Here is a 16158-nt window from a genome sequence, read left to right as displayed (position 1 = left end):
AACTCAGCTCACCTCCTTTCAGCGGCGCGGCGTTCCAGAACCCATGACCGATCTCAGGCCGGGCAAACAACCAGCCCAAGATTTCTACATGGCTTTTTTGCAGATGGTAATAAGATCCTCTACCGTAGGCCGGCGGGGGTTGATAGGGATGTTGACGTTTTTCATAGCCTCTGCGCAAACCTCAGGCAGGCTTTCTTCCTTGACTCCCACTTCGCCGAGCCCCGCCGGCAGCCCCACATCCTTCGCCAGCTTCTTCACGGCTTCCACCGACCTCCCGGCCGCTTCCACCGGCGAAAGACCCTGCACATTTTCACCCAGGGCCGCCGCTATCCGGGCGTGTTTTTCCAGGTGGCCGATCAGGTTAAACTCCATGGCGTAGGGCAGGAGGATGGCGTTGACAACACCGTGCGGAACAGGGAAATACCCCCCCAGGGGCGAGGTGATGGCGTGCACGATACCCAAGCGGGTGTTGGCAAAAGCCAATCCGGCCATAAGGCTGGCGAGCAGCATCCGCTCGCGGGCCGAGAGGTTATCACCCTTGGCTACCGCCGGCCGCAGATTGGCGCCGATGAGCCGGATCGCTTCCAAGGCCAGCGCCTCCGAAATCGGCTCCGTGCTGGTATTGGTGTAGGATTCAACCGCGTGCGTCAGGGCGTCGAGCCCGGTAGAGGCGGTAACATTCGCAGGCATGGTAGTGCTGAGAGCCGGATCACACAACGCGACCGCCGCCGCCAGGTTGGGGTGGCCGATCCCCATCTTGACCTTGCGCCTGGCATCCTTGATTACTGTAACCCAGGTGACCTCGCTGGCCGTACCCGCGGTAGTCGGCACGGCAATCACGGGTACGGCCCGGTTGGCCGGCGCCCTGCCCCAGTAATCGCTGATGGAGCCGGCATTGTTCAGCATAAGGCCGATCGCCTTAGCCGAGTCGATAGAGCTGCCGCCGCCCAAACCCACCAGCAGGTCACAGGCGAATTCCCGGGCCAGAGTAAGGCCCTGTTCCACCACCTCAATGGTGGGATTGGGTTCTACTCCATCGTAGATGGTCACGGCCAGGCCGGCTTCCTCCAGGTACTTTCGCGTTTCCTCTATCGGTCCGACCCGGCGCAGGACAGGATCGGTAACCACGAGTACCCGTGTTCCCCCTAACGCCCTGGCCTGTTCCCCGATCTTACGGACCGCGCCGGTGCCAAACACAACTTTAGTCGGCAGCTGCCACGTAAAGCTCTGCCCCGGCTCCATCACAAAGACTTCCCCCTCGCTGCAAGTGATTGACTCTTGTATAATTCTATGCTCTTTTTGTAATTCCTTTCCACATTTCCCGTATTCTTTCTTTTTAGAAGATTAGTCAGGCGATTGCCAACTGCCTGCCCTGGCGGAAATCGAAACCCTCGTTGTTAATGCTCGCAGATCAAGGCCGTACCTGGGCGCAAGACCGATGTCAAGGCGGCGAAGTGGATGGCCGGCTAAGTTATAAAGCGACCCGCCTGGGTCCGCGCCCTCTGCCTGCGCTTCGCGGCCGAGGTGCGGGGTGAGCCGTTGCCCGAGCCCGCGAGCGTTCTGCGGAAGGTTATCTCGCTTCGATCTGCAGGGTGCAAACCGGAACGGTGGATCAGTCATTCGCCGGATTATGTTTAGCCCGGTCTTGTTTAGTGATGCCGTACTTTTGGAGTTTACGCACCACTGTGGACTGGTCCACCTGCAGCACTTGAGCCAGCTTGCGGGTGCTGCCGAGCGACGAGTAGAGGTTTTCCAGAAGCCGCCTTTCCATGCTGTCGAGATAACCCTGAAGCGAGAGAAACTCGAAGCTCGTAATCCCACCGGGGTTTTGCTGGGCCAGGGATGACAATGTGACTTCCGAGGAGGTGGAGGTAAGGAGCAGGCGCTCCACAGTGTGTTCCAGTTCTCTTACGTTGCCGGGCCAGTCGTAATGAAAAAACGACTGCAGTACCTCCGGAGAAATGGACTTGTTCAGCCCGTACTTGGCGTTGCATTTAGCCACGAAGTGGGCCACGAGGGGCGTTATGTCCTCCTTGCGCTGGCGCAGCGGCGGGATGGTGATGGGGACCACGTTCAGGCGATAATAAAGGTCTTCGCGAAAGGCACCTTTTTGCACCTGGTCGGCCAAGTTCTTGTTGGTGGCGGCGATGACCCGCGTGTTTACTTCAAAAGTGCTGGTGCCGCCTACGCGGCGCACCTTTTTGTCTTGCAGAACCCGCAGGAGATCAGCTTGGGTCTTCGGGGCGAGTTCGGCCACCTCGTCCAGAAACAGGGTTCCTTTGTGCGCCACCTCAAACAGGCCTGGCTTACCCTGCTTTCTGGCTCCAGTGAAGGCGCCTTCCTCGTAGCCGAACAGCTCGGCTTCAATGAGTTCCGGCGGTATGGCAGCGCAGTTGACCTCAACAAAGGGTTCGGCAGCGCGCGGGCTGAGATCGTGGATCAGCCGGGCCATGACTTCTTTGCCGACACCGGATTCGCCGGTGAGAAGGATGGTGGTATCAAACGGGGCAACCCGCTTGACCAGTTCGATTACGTGAGACATGACCTTGCTCCGGTAAATAACCTTTTCTACCTTTTGCTGCCGGCGGAGAATATCGAGTTCCGCTTGGTACACCTCTGACTCACGACTTCGCTTCTCCAGTTCCTGCTTTAAGTGGTTGAGTTCGGTCATATCCCTTAGTGTTGCGATAATCAGAACCAAATCCCCTTGCTTATTAAACAAGGGGTTTCCAGTTATCAACAATTCCCTGCCTGTACGTTTAAATTTCTGCATGCTGCTGATGCTTCTCTTGGTTTTCTGAATGAGCTGGCTGACCGAAGGAGGCGAAATATAGCCTTGGTCTAACAGGAACTGAACATTACGTCCGATGACCTCTTCGGCCTTGATTCCCGCAAGTGTCTCATAAGCACGGTTAACTAGAAGATAATTTCCCTGGGCATCGGTGACAGCTATACCATCAGGAAAGTAATCCAGTATTTGGATCAGGGTGTCTTTCCCAAGGATGTCTTCCTTTATCACCATGCTACCACCTCACTATTCCACGACAATGATGCATTTCTGCATCACAAATCAGGTTGCATCACTAAAGCACCTAATAGGATTTTGCGGCCCTGCCTAAGTTGATGCCTGCTAGCTTGGCACAGTAATTGCAACTAGGTTTTTCAAACGTGAGTAATGCGAAGAGGTTAGGTAGCACAAAAAGCAGGCTTAAAATTTGTTTTACAACTTTGACCCCACAAATTCGTCGTTCCTGGGCTGAAATCCTCTAGAAGAATGAAAAAACATTTGGCATAAGGGGGTGAGCGCTGCAGCTCAACTAGGTCAACTTTTGAACTGGAGGTGGAGGAGAAGCTGTTTTGGAACCCGCTATCAGACGTTCATAAACACATAGAAAGGATGTGAAGCGAATGAAAGTTAGGCTGGCACTTTGCCAGTATGCGACGGAACTGGGGGACAAGGAGAAAAATGTTTCACTTAGTTTGGAATGGTTGGAACGGGCCGGAAAGGAAAAGCCAGATCTAGTTGTTCTCCCGGAATTGATTACAACAGGATATGCTGCTGGCGAAAAGCACCTAGAGTTAGCTGAACCTGTACCTGGGCCGGTTACGGACAAATGGGGCGCTGTTGCTCAGCGCTACGGTTTTAATCTGATCGCCGGGATCTGTCGCCGCGATTCAGAACTGCCGGGTGTAGTCTACAATTCAGCCGTTCTGATCAACCGACGTGGTGAGGTGGCCGGGATCTATTCCAAGGCAGTACTGCCTCTCTATGTTCATACTTGGACCGATCCTGCAGGAAATCCTATTTTAATCGAAGAAGCGGAGATCTTCCGTCGCGGGGATGATCTCCCGGTATTTAAGACTGATATCGGGAACATTGGCATAGAGGTTTGCCAGGACGCCGTTTATGCTGAATTCATCCGGGTTTTTGCTTTCCGGGGTGCTCAGCTGGTAGTCCAGGTCTTTAACCACCCATCGCCTGTCACGGACATCGAGCACGATATTCTTAAAGATGTAACCAGGGTCCATGCTTGGGAAAATGGCGTTTTTGTTATAGCTGCCAACAAGTGTGGTACAGAAAGATTCGAGTACCGGGGTATTCCGATGGAGGCAACTTTCCAGGGCGAATCCCACGTTGCTGATCCATTCGGGCGGTTGGTCGCGATAGGGAAGATCCAGGAGCCTGATCTCGTTGTGGCAGAAATTGATACTGATTTGGTTCGTCAAGCCCAGTGGGGAGCTAAGTTCATTCGTGACTTCCGCCCCGAACTACTGACGCCGTTAACGAAAATGGGTGTAAGCCTCGGGGATAAACGCTAATTACTCTCACCTAGTTGCCCCCCCAGGTAGCAGTAGCTTCCGTAACAGTGGAAAGGAGGTTAGTATGTGCCTACCACTCATCAAAAGGTAACCCTGGCAGATGTTCTTGGTACGTTGAAAGCCACCCGTGGAGACTGGGACGGTGCCATGTTTCTCTTCTTCGCTCAGTATGCGATACCTATTGTCTGCGCAGCTCCTCTGCTAGCGGCCGGCTTTCCAGCCAAGATTATCATGTTCTATCTCCTCCCGGCTTTTGTTTGGCAGCAGGTAGCCTGTGAGCTGTACTGTACCTGGATGGGATTGAGGCTGGCTCGTAAAGAAGGCCGTACCGATGTAACTGCGCTCCCTGGTACAGGCGTGGATTTGGTAGGTAGTCTCACCATTACTTTCGCTGTGGTACTTCCCACTTGGCTGTCAACTAAAGATGCCAATTTAGCCTGGGGGCTTGGACTCGCCTGTAATCTTCTCTACGGGATAATAAAGATCGTCATGCTGCCTTTTGTGGAAAAGTTGCGCAGTCTTTTGCCTCGGGCGGCTTTACTAGGGTTTATCGGCGGAATTCTTCTGGTCTTCGTCGGAACGACATACGGCATAACATTGTTTACGCAGCCGTACGTGGCCTTCGTAACCCTGGCCATAGTCCTTTTGGCTATGTACGGTGGTTTGCGGACACCCGTCCCGCCCCTGGCCATCGTCATGATCCTCGGTGGGATCATTGGGTACGCGGTGGGCTACGTACCGGGGTTCGGCGAAGGGTTTCCGGGTTTCTACTTCTTCCGGTTTACCCCTATCGGGTTGTTCCATCTTAAAGATGCGTTCGTCAAGTTTGCTCCACTCATCATACCTCTTACCGTCGGATATCAGATGATGTGGACCCTAAGTAACCTTGAAGCTGCTGAAGCGGTAGGTGATAAGTATTCTCTACGCGAAGTGCTTATAGCGGATAGTCTGCTCACCACCATTGGCGGAGCCCTTCTAGGCAGCTGGATGCCGACGTTCGTTTTGACAGGGCACCCGGGATGGAAAGCTGCTGGAGCGCGTTGTGGCTACACTACCCTGGCAGCCATAATCTACCTCGTTACCGGATTAACAGGCCTTCTCTGGGCCGGTATGAATCTGATCCCTAGCGGTGTTATTGCTGGAATCTTCATCTGGTTAGCCATCCTGCTCGCAGAAGTAGCGGCTACGGAAAGTCCTAGACGGCATCTGCCAGCGGTATTCCTTACCTTTATTCCTGCCGGGGCTTATCTGGTTCAGTCACAATTCAATCCCGTATTTACCGCCTTGAATATTGACCTGGCAAAGGTTGGAACACAACTGGCAGGAGCTGGAGTCTTTGTAGACGCTGTAAACACTTTGGCCTGGGGCTTCCCGTTAACCTGCATTGTTTGGGGCTCGATTTTAGTTTCAATTATAGAACATCAACCGGTTAAGGCTGGACTCTGGAGTTTCCTTGGAGCTGCTTTGTCCCTGATTGGTTTGATGCATGCCCAAAACATCACTTTTCTGGCGGCACCTATACCGGTGATTTTGAGTTACGTTATATTTGGGCTAGTGATGATCATCAGTAAACCCTTGGTTCCGCCGCTTGATCAAATACAGAGCTAAGTGCAGATAAGAATAAACGAAAGGAGAGGGAGTCATGACTAACATAAAAAAGGTTAGAGGGAGTCTGGCTCAAGACCGCATTCCTGAGACCCCAGCCAAGCTCATGGGTTTTCAAGAAAACCTTACTCTTGCACTGTGCCAACTTAGCTCAGAAATCGGTAATGTTTCAGCAAACCTGGAGAAGGCCTTAGAATTAATAAAAGAGGCGGCGGCTGAAGGCGCAGATCTGGTAACCTTTCCGGAAATGTATCTTTCTAATTACACCGGTCAGTATGAGAGCCGATACGTAGCTGAGCCTGTGCCGGGACCTGTTACCGACAAACTGGTAAAGGCTGCGAAAGAGAATGACATTTATATCGTCATGGGCATGCCGGTAGCCGTTCGCGAATTCCCAGGATTCATCACGAACTCTGCTGTCGTCGTCGGACCGCAAGAAGGCGTAATGGGTGTTTACAGCAAGATTACACTGCCGACTTTCCGTATCGGTGATCTTCTGGTTACTGAGGGCAACTACTGGTCCCCGGGAACCAGGTTTCCAATCTTCAAGATCAAGGGTTGGGATATGGCTATTAATATCTGTCAGGATGCTTGGCTACCTGAGATTCCGCGCATTCAAGCGCTTCAGGGGGCGCAGATCATTCTTACTATCTCTGCTGGTCCTACGGAGTTCAAGGCTGGCTGGCCGCTGCTTCTCAAGACCCGGGCGATGGAAAACCGCGTGTTCCAGGCCTACTGCAATGTGGTCGGGTCTTTCCGAGGGGCGAGCTTCTTTGGTGGCAACTGTGTCGTAACTCCTGACGGCGAAGAAATTGTTGGTGGTGTAATCGACGAAGAGGCCATGGTTATCGGGACGTTAAACATTAACTCTCTCTATAATGCCAGAACGCAATTCCCCGGTCTGCGTCCTGGCTATGACCTGCAGCCTTACTTCTATGAGCATTTGGTGAAACCAGTTCGGTACTGATATCCTAGTTGTCCCTGCTGGCCGCTGTGGCCAGCAGGGACTTCTTGAAAGGAGAACAACGATTGCTAGATGTCCTGGTAAAGAACGGTCAGGTCATCGACGGCAGCGGTAACCCCGGGTTTAAGGCGGACGTTGCAGTTCAAGGGGACAGGATTGTTCGGGTGGGCCATGTCGTCGAAGTGGAGGCTGCCCGCGTTATTGATGCCAGTGGGTTAATCGTCGCTCCCGGTTTCATCGACATGCACACTCACTCGGACCTCAGGGTGTTTAAGCACCCTGAAGAAGATGCCAAGCTGATGCAGGGCATCACCACGGCCCTCCTGGGCCAGGACGGCCTGTCCGTGGCTCCGCTGGATGACGCTAACAAAGGGCCGATGATGCGGCGTGTTTCAGGCCTCTTGGGCACCTACCTTACCGAGTGGCCCTGGAACTCTATGGCGGAATACTTGGCTGCGATTAATGCCGTGCAGCCGGCGACGAACTCCCTGATGCTGGTGCCGCACGGTGCCGTCCGGGCCATGGCCCTGGGTTGGGAAAACCGGCCCGCCACGCCCGTGGAACTCGAGCGCATGAAGGCTATCCTAGCTCAGGCCATGGAGGAGGGCGGAGTCGGTTTCTCCACCGGGCTCATCTATCCACCGGGTATGTATGCCGACCGCACTGAACTTGTGGAACTGTGCAAGGTGACGGCCGGCTACGGTGGTTTCTTTGTGGTCCACATGCGCAATGAGGCCGACTACGTGCTCGACTCCATCCGCGAAGTGACGGGGATTTGTCTCGAGGCCGGCTGCCCGCTGCACATCTCACACCTGAAAGTCGCCGGACGGCGTAACTGGGGCCGGGCGGGCGAGGTGTTGGCCCTCCTGGACGAGGCGCGCGCCCAGGGCCTGGAGGTCACCTTCGACCAGTACCCCTATATTGCCGGCAGCACCATGCTGGATGCGGTCATCCCACCCCGCTTCCACACCGGGGGCACGACCAAGCTCCTGGAAAACATCAAAGACCCCGCCTTCCGGGAGGAGATCCGGCAGGTGCAAGAGAACATCAAACCGGAGCGCTGGGAAAACTGGGTGGACACCTGTGGCTGGGAGAACGTGATGGTCAATGCCGTGCAAACGGAAAAGAACCGCTTTGCTGAGGGCAAATCCGTGGCCGAGATTGCCGCGCAAACCGGCAAGACCCCGTTGGATGCGGTCTGCGACCTCTTGATCGAAGAGGACGACGCGGTAACCATGACGATCTTCTACGGCTCTGAGGATGACGTGAAGGAGATCATGCAGAGCGAGTACATGACCCTGTGCTCCGACGGGATCGTCGGCGGCAAGCCGCACCCGCGGGTCTATGGTACCTGCGCCCGCTTCTTGGGCAAGTACGTGCGGGAGGAGAAAGTTCTCTCCCTGCCCCAGGCAGTGAAGCGCATGACGTCTTTGCCGGCACGGCGGCTGGGCCTGCAGGACCGGGGGCTGATCCGGGAAGGCATGGTGGCCGACATCACCATCTTCGATGCAGAGGCCGTCCGTGAGAAGGGCACCTTCGCCGAGCCGAACCGGTACCCGGAAGGCATCGCTCATGTCTTGGTGGCCGGCCGGGTGGCACTGGAGAAAGGCAAGCTAACCGGTGTGCGGGCAGGCAGGGCCTTGCGGCGCAGAAATTAGTGTCTCCGGGTGCCCGGCACCTGGGAGAAGAAGGTAGGGAACGAGATGCTGACGCAGTCGGCCCCGGCGATGGTGACGGGGCCGCGGGCGGCTAAGGCGGCGACGGCCAGGGCCATGGCCAGGCGGTGATCGCCGTGGCTCTTGACTTCGCCGCCGTGGAGGGGGCGGCCGCGGATGATGAGGCCGTCGGGGAGTTCGCGGATGTCGGCGCCCAGAGCGCCCAGTTCCCGGGCCAGGGCGGCCAGGCGGTCGCTCTCTTTCACGCGCAGTTCGGCCGCGTCGCGGATGACGGTCTCGCCCTGGGCGTAGCAGGCGGCCACGGCCAGGGCGGGGATCTCGTCGATGAGGCGGGGTATGAGCGGCCCGGCGATCTCGACGCCCTGAAGCGGCGCGGCGGCAACGGTGATATCAGCCAGCGGTTCGCCGCTTTCTTCGTGCCGGTCGGTCAGGGTGACCGGGGCGCCCATGCGCGCCAGAACATCGAGGACGCCCGTGCGGGTGGAGTTGACGCCCACCCCTTTGATGGTGACCTGGCTGCCGGGAAGGATGGCCGCGGCGACGAGGAAGAAGGCCGCAGCGGAGATGTCACCGGGGACGGAGACGGTTTGCGCCCGCAGGCGCGGGCCGGCTGGGAGAATAACGCTGCTTCCTGCCCGCCGGAGCGGCACGCCCCAGGCGGCGAGCATCCGCTCTGTGTGATCCCGTGAGGGCGCGGGCTCGGTGATGCTGGTCTCGCCTTCGGCATTGAGGCCGGCCAGGAGCAGGGCCGACTTCAGCTGGGCGGAGGCCACGGGAAGGGCGAAGTGGCCGCCCCGGAGTCTACCGCCCCGGACGGCCAAAGGAAGCAGGCTACCATCTCTGCGCCCCAGGATCTGCGCGCCCATGCGCGCGAGCGGTGCCGTCACCCGCGCCATGGGCCGGCGGCGGAGCGAAGCATCGCCGGTGAGAAGGGCGGTGAAGGGCTGCCCGGCCAGGATGCCCAGGAGGAGGCGGGCGGTGGTGCCGGAGTTGCCGGCGTCCAGCACATCTTCCGGCTCCGCCAGGCCCTGAAGTCCCCGGCCGGCGACGGTAACCGGGCCGCTTCCCTCCAGGCCCTCAATCCCAACGCCCAGCGCCTTGAGGCAGCTGGCGGTGCTCAGGCAGTCGGCGCTGCGCAGCAAGTTGTGGACGGTGGTTGTGCCCTCGGCGAGCGCACCCAGGAGGAGGGCGCGGTGGGAGATGGACTTGTCGCCGGGCACGGTGATGGTGCCCCGGAGTGGGGAAGAGGCGGGACAAACGGTTACGTTCATACCAGGTCCCTCCAGAGCTGCTCTACCGCGCCTTCCGGCACCGGGACCACCCGGCCCCGGCCCAGGCCCTGCGGGAGGGCGAAGATGAGGCGGCCGTCCCGCACCTTTTTATCCCGGTAGAGGAGGGGACGGGCCTCTTCCCAGGACAGGGCGGGGGAAAGAGCGGTGGAAAGGCCGGCGCGGCCGATGAGCTCCTGCAGGCGCTGCACCTCTTCACTGCTCAAAAGCCCCAACCGGCGGGCGAGCTCCGCCTCCACCGCTATGCCGCGCGCCACGGCTGCGCCGTGCGGCAGGGTGAAGCCGCTGGCGGCCTCGAGCACGTGGCCCAGCGTGTGACCGAAGTTGAGGAGGGCGCGGCGCCCGGTCTCCCGTTCGTCTTCCTCCACCACCTGGGCCTTGAGGGTAAGGCAGCGCTCGATGACGGTGCTGAGCTCGGCCGGATCCCGAGCCAGGAGGGCCGGGAGATGCTCCTCCAGGTGGGCGAAGAACGCCGCATCCAAGATAGCGCCGTACTTCACAACTTCGCCTAGGGCGGTGCAGAACTGGTCCTCGGGGAGGGTGGTCAGCACCTCGGGATCCACCAGGACCAGGCGGGGCTGGTAGAAGGCGCCTACCAGGTTTTTGCCTTGGGGCAGGTTCACGGCCACCTTGCCGCCGACGGCGCTGTCCACCTGGGCCAGCAGGGTGGTGGGCACCTGGATGAAGGGAACGCCGCGCAGGTAAGTGGCGGCGAGGAAGCCGGCGGCATCCCCCACCACGCCGCCGCCCAGAGCCAGCACGGGGGAGGAGCGTTCCAACCCGGCGCTCACGGCGGCGCTGTAGAGGTGGGCCAGCCAGCCCAGGGACTTGGCTTCTTCCCCGGCCGGCAGGGTGACGAGGGCCGGGTTGAACCCGGCGGTGGCAAGGTTCTCACGCACCTTCTCTGCCCAGAGGGGGGCCACGTGGGTATCGCTTACGATGAGGGCGCGCCGGCCCGGGTTGAGCCCGGCGAGAGCCGCGCCCAGGCCGACCAAGGCGCCGGGACGGATGATGATTTCGTAGCTGCGTGCACCAAGCTCGACCAGCATAGGGATTCCACCTTCTTATGTAGCTTATTGGGGCGGGTAAGGCCCCCTGCCGGGACGGGAAGGCCGGGCGGGTCACCGGGGCCAGTCTTGGAGGCGGGCTTGGTAGCGCTCCCAGGCCGCCCGGATCTCATCCAGGGTGTCGCCGCCGAACTTTTCGAGCACGGCCCGGGCCAGTTCCCAGGTCACCGCCGCTTCTCCCACCACGCAGGCGGCGGGCACGGCGCAGGTGTCGGAGCGTTCTACGGCGGCGCGCGCCGGTTCCCGCGTGCGGATGTTAACGCTGGGAAGCGGGTCCTTCAGGAGGGTGGGTATAGGTTTAACGGCGGCGGTCACCACGAGGGTCTCGCCGTTCGTTATACCGCCCTCCAGGCCTCCGGCCCGGTTGCTGGCGCGCCAGTAGCCGCGCCTGGGCGCATAGAAAATGGCATCATGCGCAGCGGAACCCGGCTCCTGCGCCACGGCGAAGGCGTCACCGATGGCCATGCCTTTGACCGCAGGGATGGAGAGGAGGGCCTGGCCGAGGCGCCCGTCCAGGCGCCGGTCCCACTCCACGTGGCTGCCCAGCCCGGGCGGCAGGCCAGAAGCCAACACCACGAAAGTCCCCCCCAAAGTGTTACCGGCTTCTTGAGCGGCGGCGATAACCTGGAGCATGGCGGTCTCCGTCTCCGGGTCGGGGGTGAGCACGGGGGAGGCAGCGGCGCGGCGGGCGATTTCTTCAACCGCCGCTTCGGCCACGCGTTCCGCCGGCAGCCGTACTGTGCCGATACTGGCCACGTACCCGGTGATCCTTACCCCCAGCTGGGCCAGGAGCTGCCGCGCCAGTGCTCCTACCGCCGTACGGGCGGCGGTGGAGCGGGCGCTGGCGCGTTCCAGCACGTTGCGCAGGTCGGCGAAGCCGTACTTTTGCCCGCCGGCCAGGTCGGCGTGCCCGGGGCGGGGGCAGACCAGCTCGCGTCCCCGCTTTACTTCTCCGGCAGGGGAGAGGTAGGGCTCCCAGTGCGGCCAGTCGCGGTTTTTAATCTGAAGGGCGATGGGGCTGCCCAGGCTCAAGCCGCCGCGCACGCCGCTTAAAATTTCCACCTCGTCCGCTTCAATCCGGGTGCTGCGCGCGCCGCGCCCGGCGACGCGCTGGCGGCGGGCCAGTTCCCCGTCGATAGCCTTCTTGGCGATGGGCACGCCGGCGGGAAAACCCTCGACGATGGCCGTCAGGGCCGGGCCGTGGGATTCGCCGGCGGTGAGAAAGCGCATGCTGTTCCCTCCCTGGCACTGGTAAGTTGGGAGCGGGTCTCCCGGACCACGTTGAAGAGTTCTTCCAGCTGTGCCGCCTTTCCTGCCGCCACCAGGGCGCGCACGGCGGCCAGGCGGCGGCTGAAGCAGTCGAGGGCGGCCAGGATGGCGTCGCGGTTGGTGAGGCAGATGTCCCGCCACATCACCGGGCTGCTGAGGGCGATGCGGGTGGTGTCGGCGAAGCCGCCGGCGCTGAGGCCCAGGGCTCCGCCGGCGAGCTCGGCGGCGGCGCTCACGAGAGCGACGGCGCTGAGGTGGGGCAGGTGGCTGGTGGCGGCCACCAGGGCGTCATGCCGCTCCGCCGGGAGAAACACCGGCGCAGCCCCGGCCAGGCGCACCAGGGCGGCTACGAGCTCCGTGGCGCGCGCACTCGCGCTGCCGCCCGGCGCAAGGACGTAGGCCGCGCCCTGAAAGAGCCCGCGCCGTGCCGCCTGGGGGCCGGCCTTTTCCGAGCCGGCCAGGGGGTGCCCGCCGACGAACTCCACCCCCGGTGAGCAGGCTCGTTCCCAGGCTGCCAGCACGGGTGCCTTCACGCTGGCGACATCGGTTACGATCTGGCCGCTTTTAAGCTGGGGTCCGAGGCGGGCGGCCAGGTCGCAGGTGGCCTTGACCGGCGCCGCCACCAGCACCAGGTCCGCCCCGGCTACAGCTTCCTCCGGGCTTGCGGCCGCCGCCTGGATAATACCTTCGGCCAGGGCCAGCCCTACGGCCGCCGGTACGACATCCCAGCCCACCACCTCGCGCACGGCCCCCGCCGCCTGCCAGTCCAGCGCCAGGGAACCGCCGATGAGGCCGGTGCCGAGGAGCGCCAGCCGCTTCACCAGGGTCATCGGCCGCTTTCCCCCTCGGCGCCGGCGATGCTGCGCTCCATGGCCGCCACCACCGGGCGGAGCTTCAACATCAGGCCCTGGAAGCGCTCCGGGGTAAGGGACTGCGGACCGTCGGAAAGCGCTGCGGTGGGGTCAGGGTGTACCTCGATGATGAGTCCGTCGGCGCCGGCCGCCACCGCCGCCAGCGACATGGGCGCCACCAGGCGCCACTTGCCGGTGGCGTGGGAGGGATCAACGATCACCGGCAGATGGGAGAGGCGGTGCAGCAGCGGCACCGCCGCCAGATCCAGGGTATTGCGGGTGGCGGTATCGAAGCTGCGGATGCCGCGCTCGCACAGCACGATCTGGCTGTTGCCCTCGCGCATGATGTACTCGGCCGCCAGCAGCCACTCTTCGATGGTGGCCGAAAGGCCGCGCTTTAAGAGCACCGGGAGCTTGAGCAAGCCCACCTCCCGGAGGAGCTCGAAGTTCTGCATGTTGCGGGCGCCGATCTGGATCATGTCCGCCTGGGCGGCCACCGTCTCCAGGGTGCGCACGTCCAGCACCTCGGTGACGATGGGCAGGCCCGTCTCGGCCCGTGCCAGGGCGAGAAGGCGCAGCCCCTCTTCGCCGAGCCCCTGGAAGCTGTAGGGCGAGGAGCGGGGTTTGAAGGCGCCGCCGCGCAGGATGCGCGCCCCGGCCGCCTTTACCGCCCGTGCCGTGGCCAGGATCTGCTCTTCGCTTTCCACGGCGCAGGGACCGGCGATAACCACCACCTCGGGCCCGCCGATGGCCACGCCGCCCACCTTCACTACCGTAGGCTCCGGCTTCAACTCGCGGCTTACCAGCTTGTACGGGTGGAGCACCGGCACCACCCGCTCCACGCCGGCAAGGGCCTCCAGGGCCTGCTGGGCCAGGGCCTCGCGGTTGCCGCCCAGTGCGCCGATGATGGTCCGCTCGGTACCTTCTGAGAGATGCACGCCAAAGCCAGCCTCCTTCAGCCGTGAAATCACCTGCTCTATGTCTTTTTGTGTGGCATCCGCCTGCATGACGATGACCATGTTCCAGCCTCCTCTGAACCCTCAGCTTGAGCCCCGGGCAGCTCTTTCATGCTAGCAAAAAAGCCTTCTTCCCCTAAGGGACGAAGGCTTTACTTCGTGGTACCACCCTAATTGCATCATGCCGCTCTTCAGGGTACAGGGCTGCCCCGATACCCCCTTCCTTTTAACGGCGGAAGTTCCCGGCGGAGCCTACCGGCCGGCGCCTGGCTTTCGGTCCGCACTCCCGGGCGTATTCAGCCTGAGCCTGAAGTCCGGTTTGCACCGCCCACCGGCTCTCTAAACTCCACGCTGCCGACCTACTCTTCCCGGTCATCGCGCTCGCGCTGTGGTTTGTTCACGATAATAACACCTTAAGCTGCTCCTGTCAAGAGTTTTTCTTTAACAGGCGATTTGAGTTATTCTCCTTTAATCTGAGGCAGGAGCGAACTCATCTCGACGGCCGTAAGAGCGGCCTCCCATCCCTTGTTGCCGGCCTTAGTTCCTGCCCGCTCAATGGCCTGTTCAATGCTGTCCGTGGTCAGCACACCGAAGATCACCGGAATCTCTGTCTCCAGCGCCGCCTGGGCTATACCTTTGGCGACTTCAGCACTGACGTATTCGAAATGCGGAGTGGAGCCACGGATCACTGCGCCTAGGCAGATCACCGCATCATACTGCCCGCTGCCGGCCAGCCGCTTGGCCACCAGCGGAATTTCAAAGGCGCCGGGTACCCAAGCAACGGTAAGATCGTCGCCGGCAGCCCCATGACGCGTTAAGCAGTCGACAGCACCGCTCAAAAGTCTGTTCGTTATAAACTCATTAAATCTTGCTGCCACCAGGGCAAAACGTTTCCCAGATGCGTTTAATTGTCCCTCAATGGTTTTCATTTTCTTGCCCCTTTCCTTAAAGATTTAATAAGTGACCTAGTTTGGTGCGCTTGGTAGCCAGGTAATGACGGTTTTCAGCGGTGGGCGGTATAACCAACGGTACACGATCGACTATCTCTAAACCATAGCCGCTTAAACCATGAATCTTGCGGGGGTTATTGGTCATCAAGCGGATCCTCTTTAGGCCCAAATCCGCCAGGATCTGAGCACCAATTCCGTAGTCCCGCAGGTCCGGCGGATAGCCCAGAGCCGTGTTGGCTTCTACGGTATCGAGGCCTTGGTCCTGGAGAGCGTACGCATGGAGCTTGGCTTCCAGGCCGATTCCCCGCCCTTCCTGCCGCAGGTATAAGACAACTCCCCGGCCTTCTGCTTCGATACTGCGCAACGCCTGCGCCAACTGGTCACCACAGTCGCAGCGGAGAGAGCCCAGCATATCGCCGGTCAGGCACTCAGAGTGCACCCTGACCAGCGTCGGTTCGTCGCCTCCAGGTTCCCCTTTGACAATGGCCAAGTGCAGCAGGCTGCTAATCTCATCCTTGTAAGCTTTAAGCGTGAAATCGCCGTACTTGGTAGGCAGTCGGGCCTCAGCGACCTTGCGCACCAGCTTCTCCGTGCGACGGCGAAAACGAATGAGATCGGCGATGGTGCAAAGTTTCAGCCCATGTTTCCTGGTGAACTCCATGAGATCCGGCAGGCGGGCCATGGTGCCGTCGGCTTTGATGATTTCACAGATAACCCCGGCTGGGTAGAGGCCGGCCGAACGGGCGAGGTCTACCGCGGCTTCGGTGTGTCCGGCGCGCCTCAAGACCCCCCCCTTTTTTGCCCGCAGGGGAAAGACATGCCCCGGCCGGTTGAAGTCGGCGGGTGTAGACTTGGGATCAATGACTTTTTTAACTGTCAATGCCCGTTCGTAGGCCGAGATTCCCGTAGTTGTACCTTCACGGGCGTCGATGGAGACGGTGAAGGCTGTTTTCATAGGATCCTTGTTATCTGTTACCATGGGTTTCAGGTCAAGTTCATCCGCTCTTTCTTCAGTCACGGGCAGGCAAACCAGACCACGACCATAACTGATCATGAAATTTATAATCTCAGGGGTGATTTTTTCAGCGGCAGCCACCAGATCCCCTTCGTTTTCCCGGTTCTCGTCATCCACAACCACCACCGGCCGCCCTTGTCGCAACTCTTCCAGAACCTCTTCAATGGGCGCAAAGGTGAAAGTCTCCATGCACGTT

Annotated in this window: 13 protein-coding genes and 1 other annotated feature; of the genes, 4 read left to right on the top strand and 9 right to left on the bottom strand. The window is 60.4% G+C overall.

Annotated features, from left to right (window positions below; all coding sequences use genetic code 11):
* Window positions 1-84: 84 nt before the first annotated feature.
* Together K5554_RS12500 and K5554_RS12495 are read right to left on the bottom strand one after the other, a co-directional pair.
* The gene (locus tag K5554_RS12500; RefSeq protein WP_255565626.1) at window positions 85-1242 is read right to left on the bottom strand and encodes an iron-containing alcohol dehydrogenase; all 1158 of its coding nucleotides are present in this window, start codon (window positions 1240-1242) and stop codon (window positions 85-87) included.
* Window positions 1243-1612: 370 nt separating this feature from the next.
* Window positions 1613-3022 (bottom strand): sigma-54-dependent Fis family transcriptional regulator, encoded by a 1410-nt coding sequence (locus tag K5554_RS12495; protein ID WP_221038790.1) that lies wholly within the window; start codon window positions 3020-3022, stop codon window positions 1613-1615.
* 386 nt (window positions 3023-3408) lie between these two features.
* Between K5554_RS12495 and K5554_RS12490 the strand changes: the two genes are divergently transcribed.
* The 4 genes from K5554_RS12490 to K5554_RS12475 all read left to right on the top strand — a co-directional run bounded on the left by K5554_RS12490 (window position 3409) and on the right by K5554_RS12475 (window position 8547).
* Entirely contained in the window at window positions 3409-4320 is a 912-nt protein-coding gene (locus K5554_RS12490; RefSeq protein ID WP_221038789.1) for a carbon-nitrogen hydrolase family protein, read from the top strand.
* A gap of 66 nt (window positions 4321-4386) precedes the next feature.
* Window positions 4387-5928, top strand: coding sequence for a hypothetical protein (locus tag K5554_RS12485; protein ID WP_221038788.1), 1542 nt, complete (start codon window positions 4387-4389; stop codon window positions 5926-5928).
* A gap of 34 nt (window positions 5929-5962) precedes the next feature.
* Complete coding sequence (locus tag K5554_RS12480) at window positions 5963-6892, top strand: carbon-nitrogen hydrolase family protein (protein ID WP_221038787.1); 930 nt, start codon at window positions 5963-5965, stop codon at window positions 6890-6892.
* Window positions 6893-6954: 62 nt separating this feature from the next.
* A complete protein-coding gene (locus K5554_RS12475) occupies window positions 6955-8547 on the top strand; it encodes an amidohydrolase family protein (RefSeq protein ID WP_221038786.1) in 1593 nt (530 codons plus the stop codon).
* Here K5554_RS12475 and aroA read toward each other — a convergent pair.
* The 7 genes from aroA to K5554_RS12440 all read right to left on the bottom strand — a co-directional run bounded on the left by aroA (window position 8544) and on the right by K5554_RS12440 (window position 16151).
* Entirely contained in the window at window positions 8544-9836 is a 1293-nt protein-coding gene (aroA, locus tag K5554_RS12470; RefSeq protein WP_221038785.1) for a 3-phosphoshikimate 1-carboxyvinyltransferase, read from the bottom strand. The genes K5554_RS12475 and aroA overlap by 4 nt on opposite strands.
* The gene (aroB, locus tag K5554_RS12465) at window positions 9833-10903 is read right to left on the bottom strand and encodes a 3-dehydroquinate synthase (protein ID WP_221038784.1); all 1071 of its coding nucleotides are present in this window, start codon (window positions 10901-10903) and stop codon (window positions 9833-9835) included. Before aroB ends, aroA begins: the two co-directional genes overlap by 4 nt.
* Window positions 10904-10975: 72 nt before the next feature.
* A complete protein-coding gene (aroC, locus tag K5554_RS12460; protein ID WP_221038783.1) occupies window positions 10976-12151 on the bottom strand; it encodes a chorismate synthase in 1176 nt (391 codons plus the stop codon).
* A complete protein-coding gene (locus K5554_RS12455) occupies window positions 12109-13020 on the bottom strand; it encodes a prephenate dehydrogenase/arogenate dehydrogenase family protein (RefSeq protein WP_221038782.1) in 912 nt (303 codons plus the stop codon). Before K5554_RS12455 ends, aroC begins: the two co-directional genes overlap by 43 nt.
* The gene (aroF, locus tag K5554_RS12450; protein WP_221038781.1) at window positions 13017-14060 is read right to left on the bottom strand and encodes a 3-deoxy-7-phosphoheptulonate synthase; all 1044 of its coding nucleotides are present in this window, start codon (window positions 14058-14060) and stop codon (window positions 13017-13019) included. Before aroF ends, K5554_RS12455 begins: the two co-directional genes overlap by 4 nt.
* Window positions 14061-14133: 73 nt before the next feature.
* Window positions 14134-14382 (bottom strand) — a binding site (T-box leader).
* Window positions 14383-14455: 73 nt separating this feature from the next.
* The gene (gene ribE / locus K5554_RS12445) at window positions 14456-14926 is read right to left on the bottom strand and encodes a 6,7-dimethyl-8-ribityllumazine synthase (RefSeq protein ID WP_221038780.1); all 471 of its coding nucleotides are present in this window, start codon (window positions 14924-14926) and stop codon (window positions 14456-14458) included.
* Between the two features lie 16 nt (window positions 14927-14942).
* On the bottom strand, window positions 14943-16151 hold the full coding sequence (locus K5554_RS12440; protein WP_221038779.1) for a bifunctional 3,4-dihydroxy-2-butanone-4-phosphate synthase/GTP cyclohydrolase II: 1209 nt from the start codon (window positions 16149-16151) through the stop codon (window positions 14943-14945).
* Window positions 16152-16158 lie beyond the last annotated feature (7 nt).

The sequence above is a fragment of the Gelria sp. Kuro-4 genome (assembly GCF_019668485.1).
Classification (GTDB): Bacteria; Bacillota; DTU030; order DUMP01; family DUMP01; genus DUMP01.
This window is presented reverse-complemented; position numbering and strand designations above follow the sequence as displayed.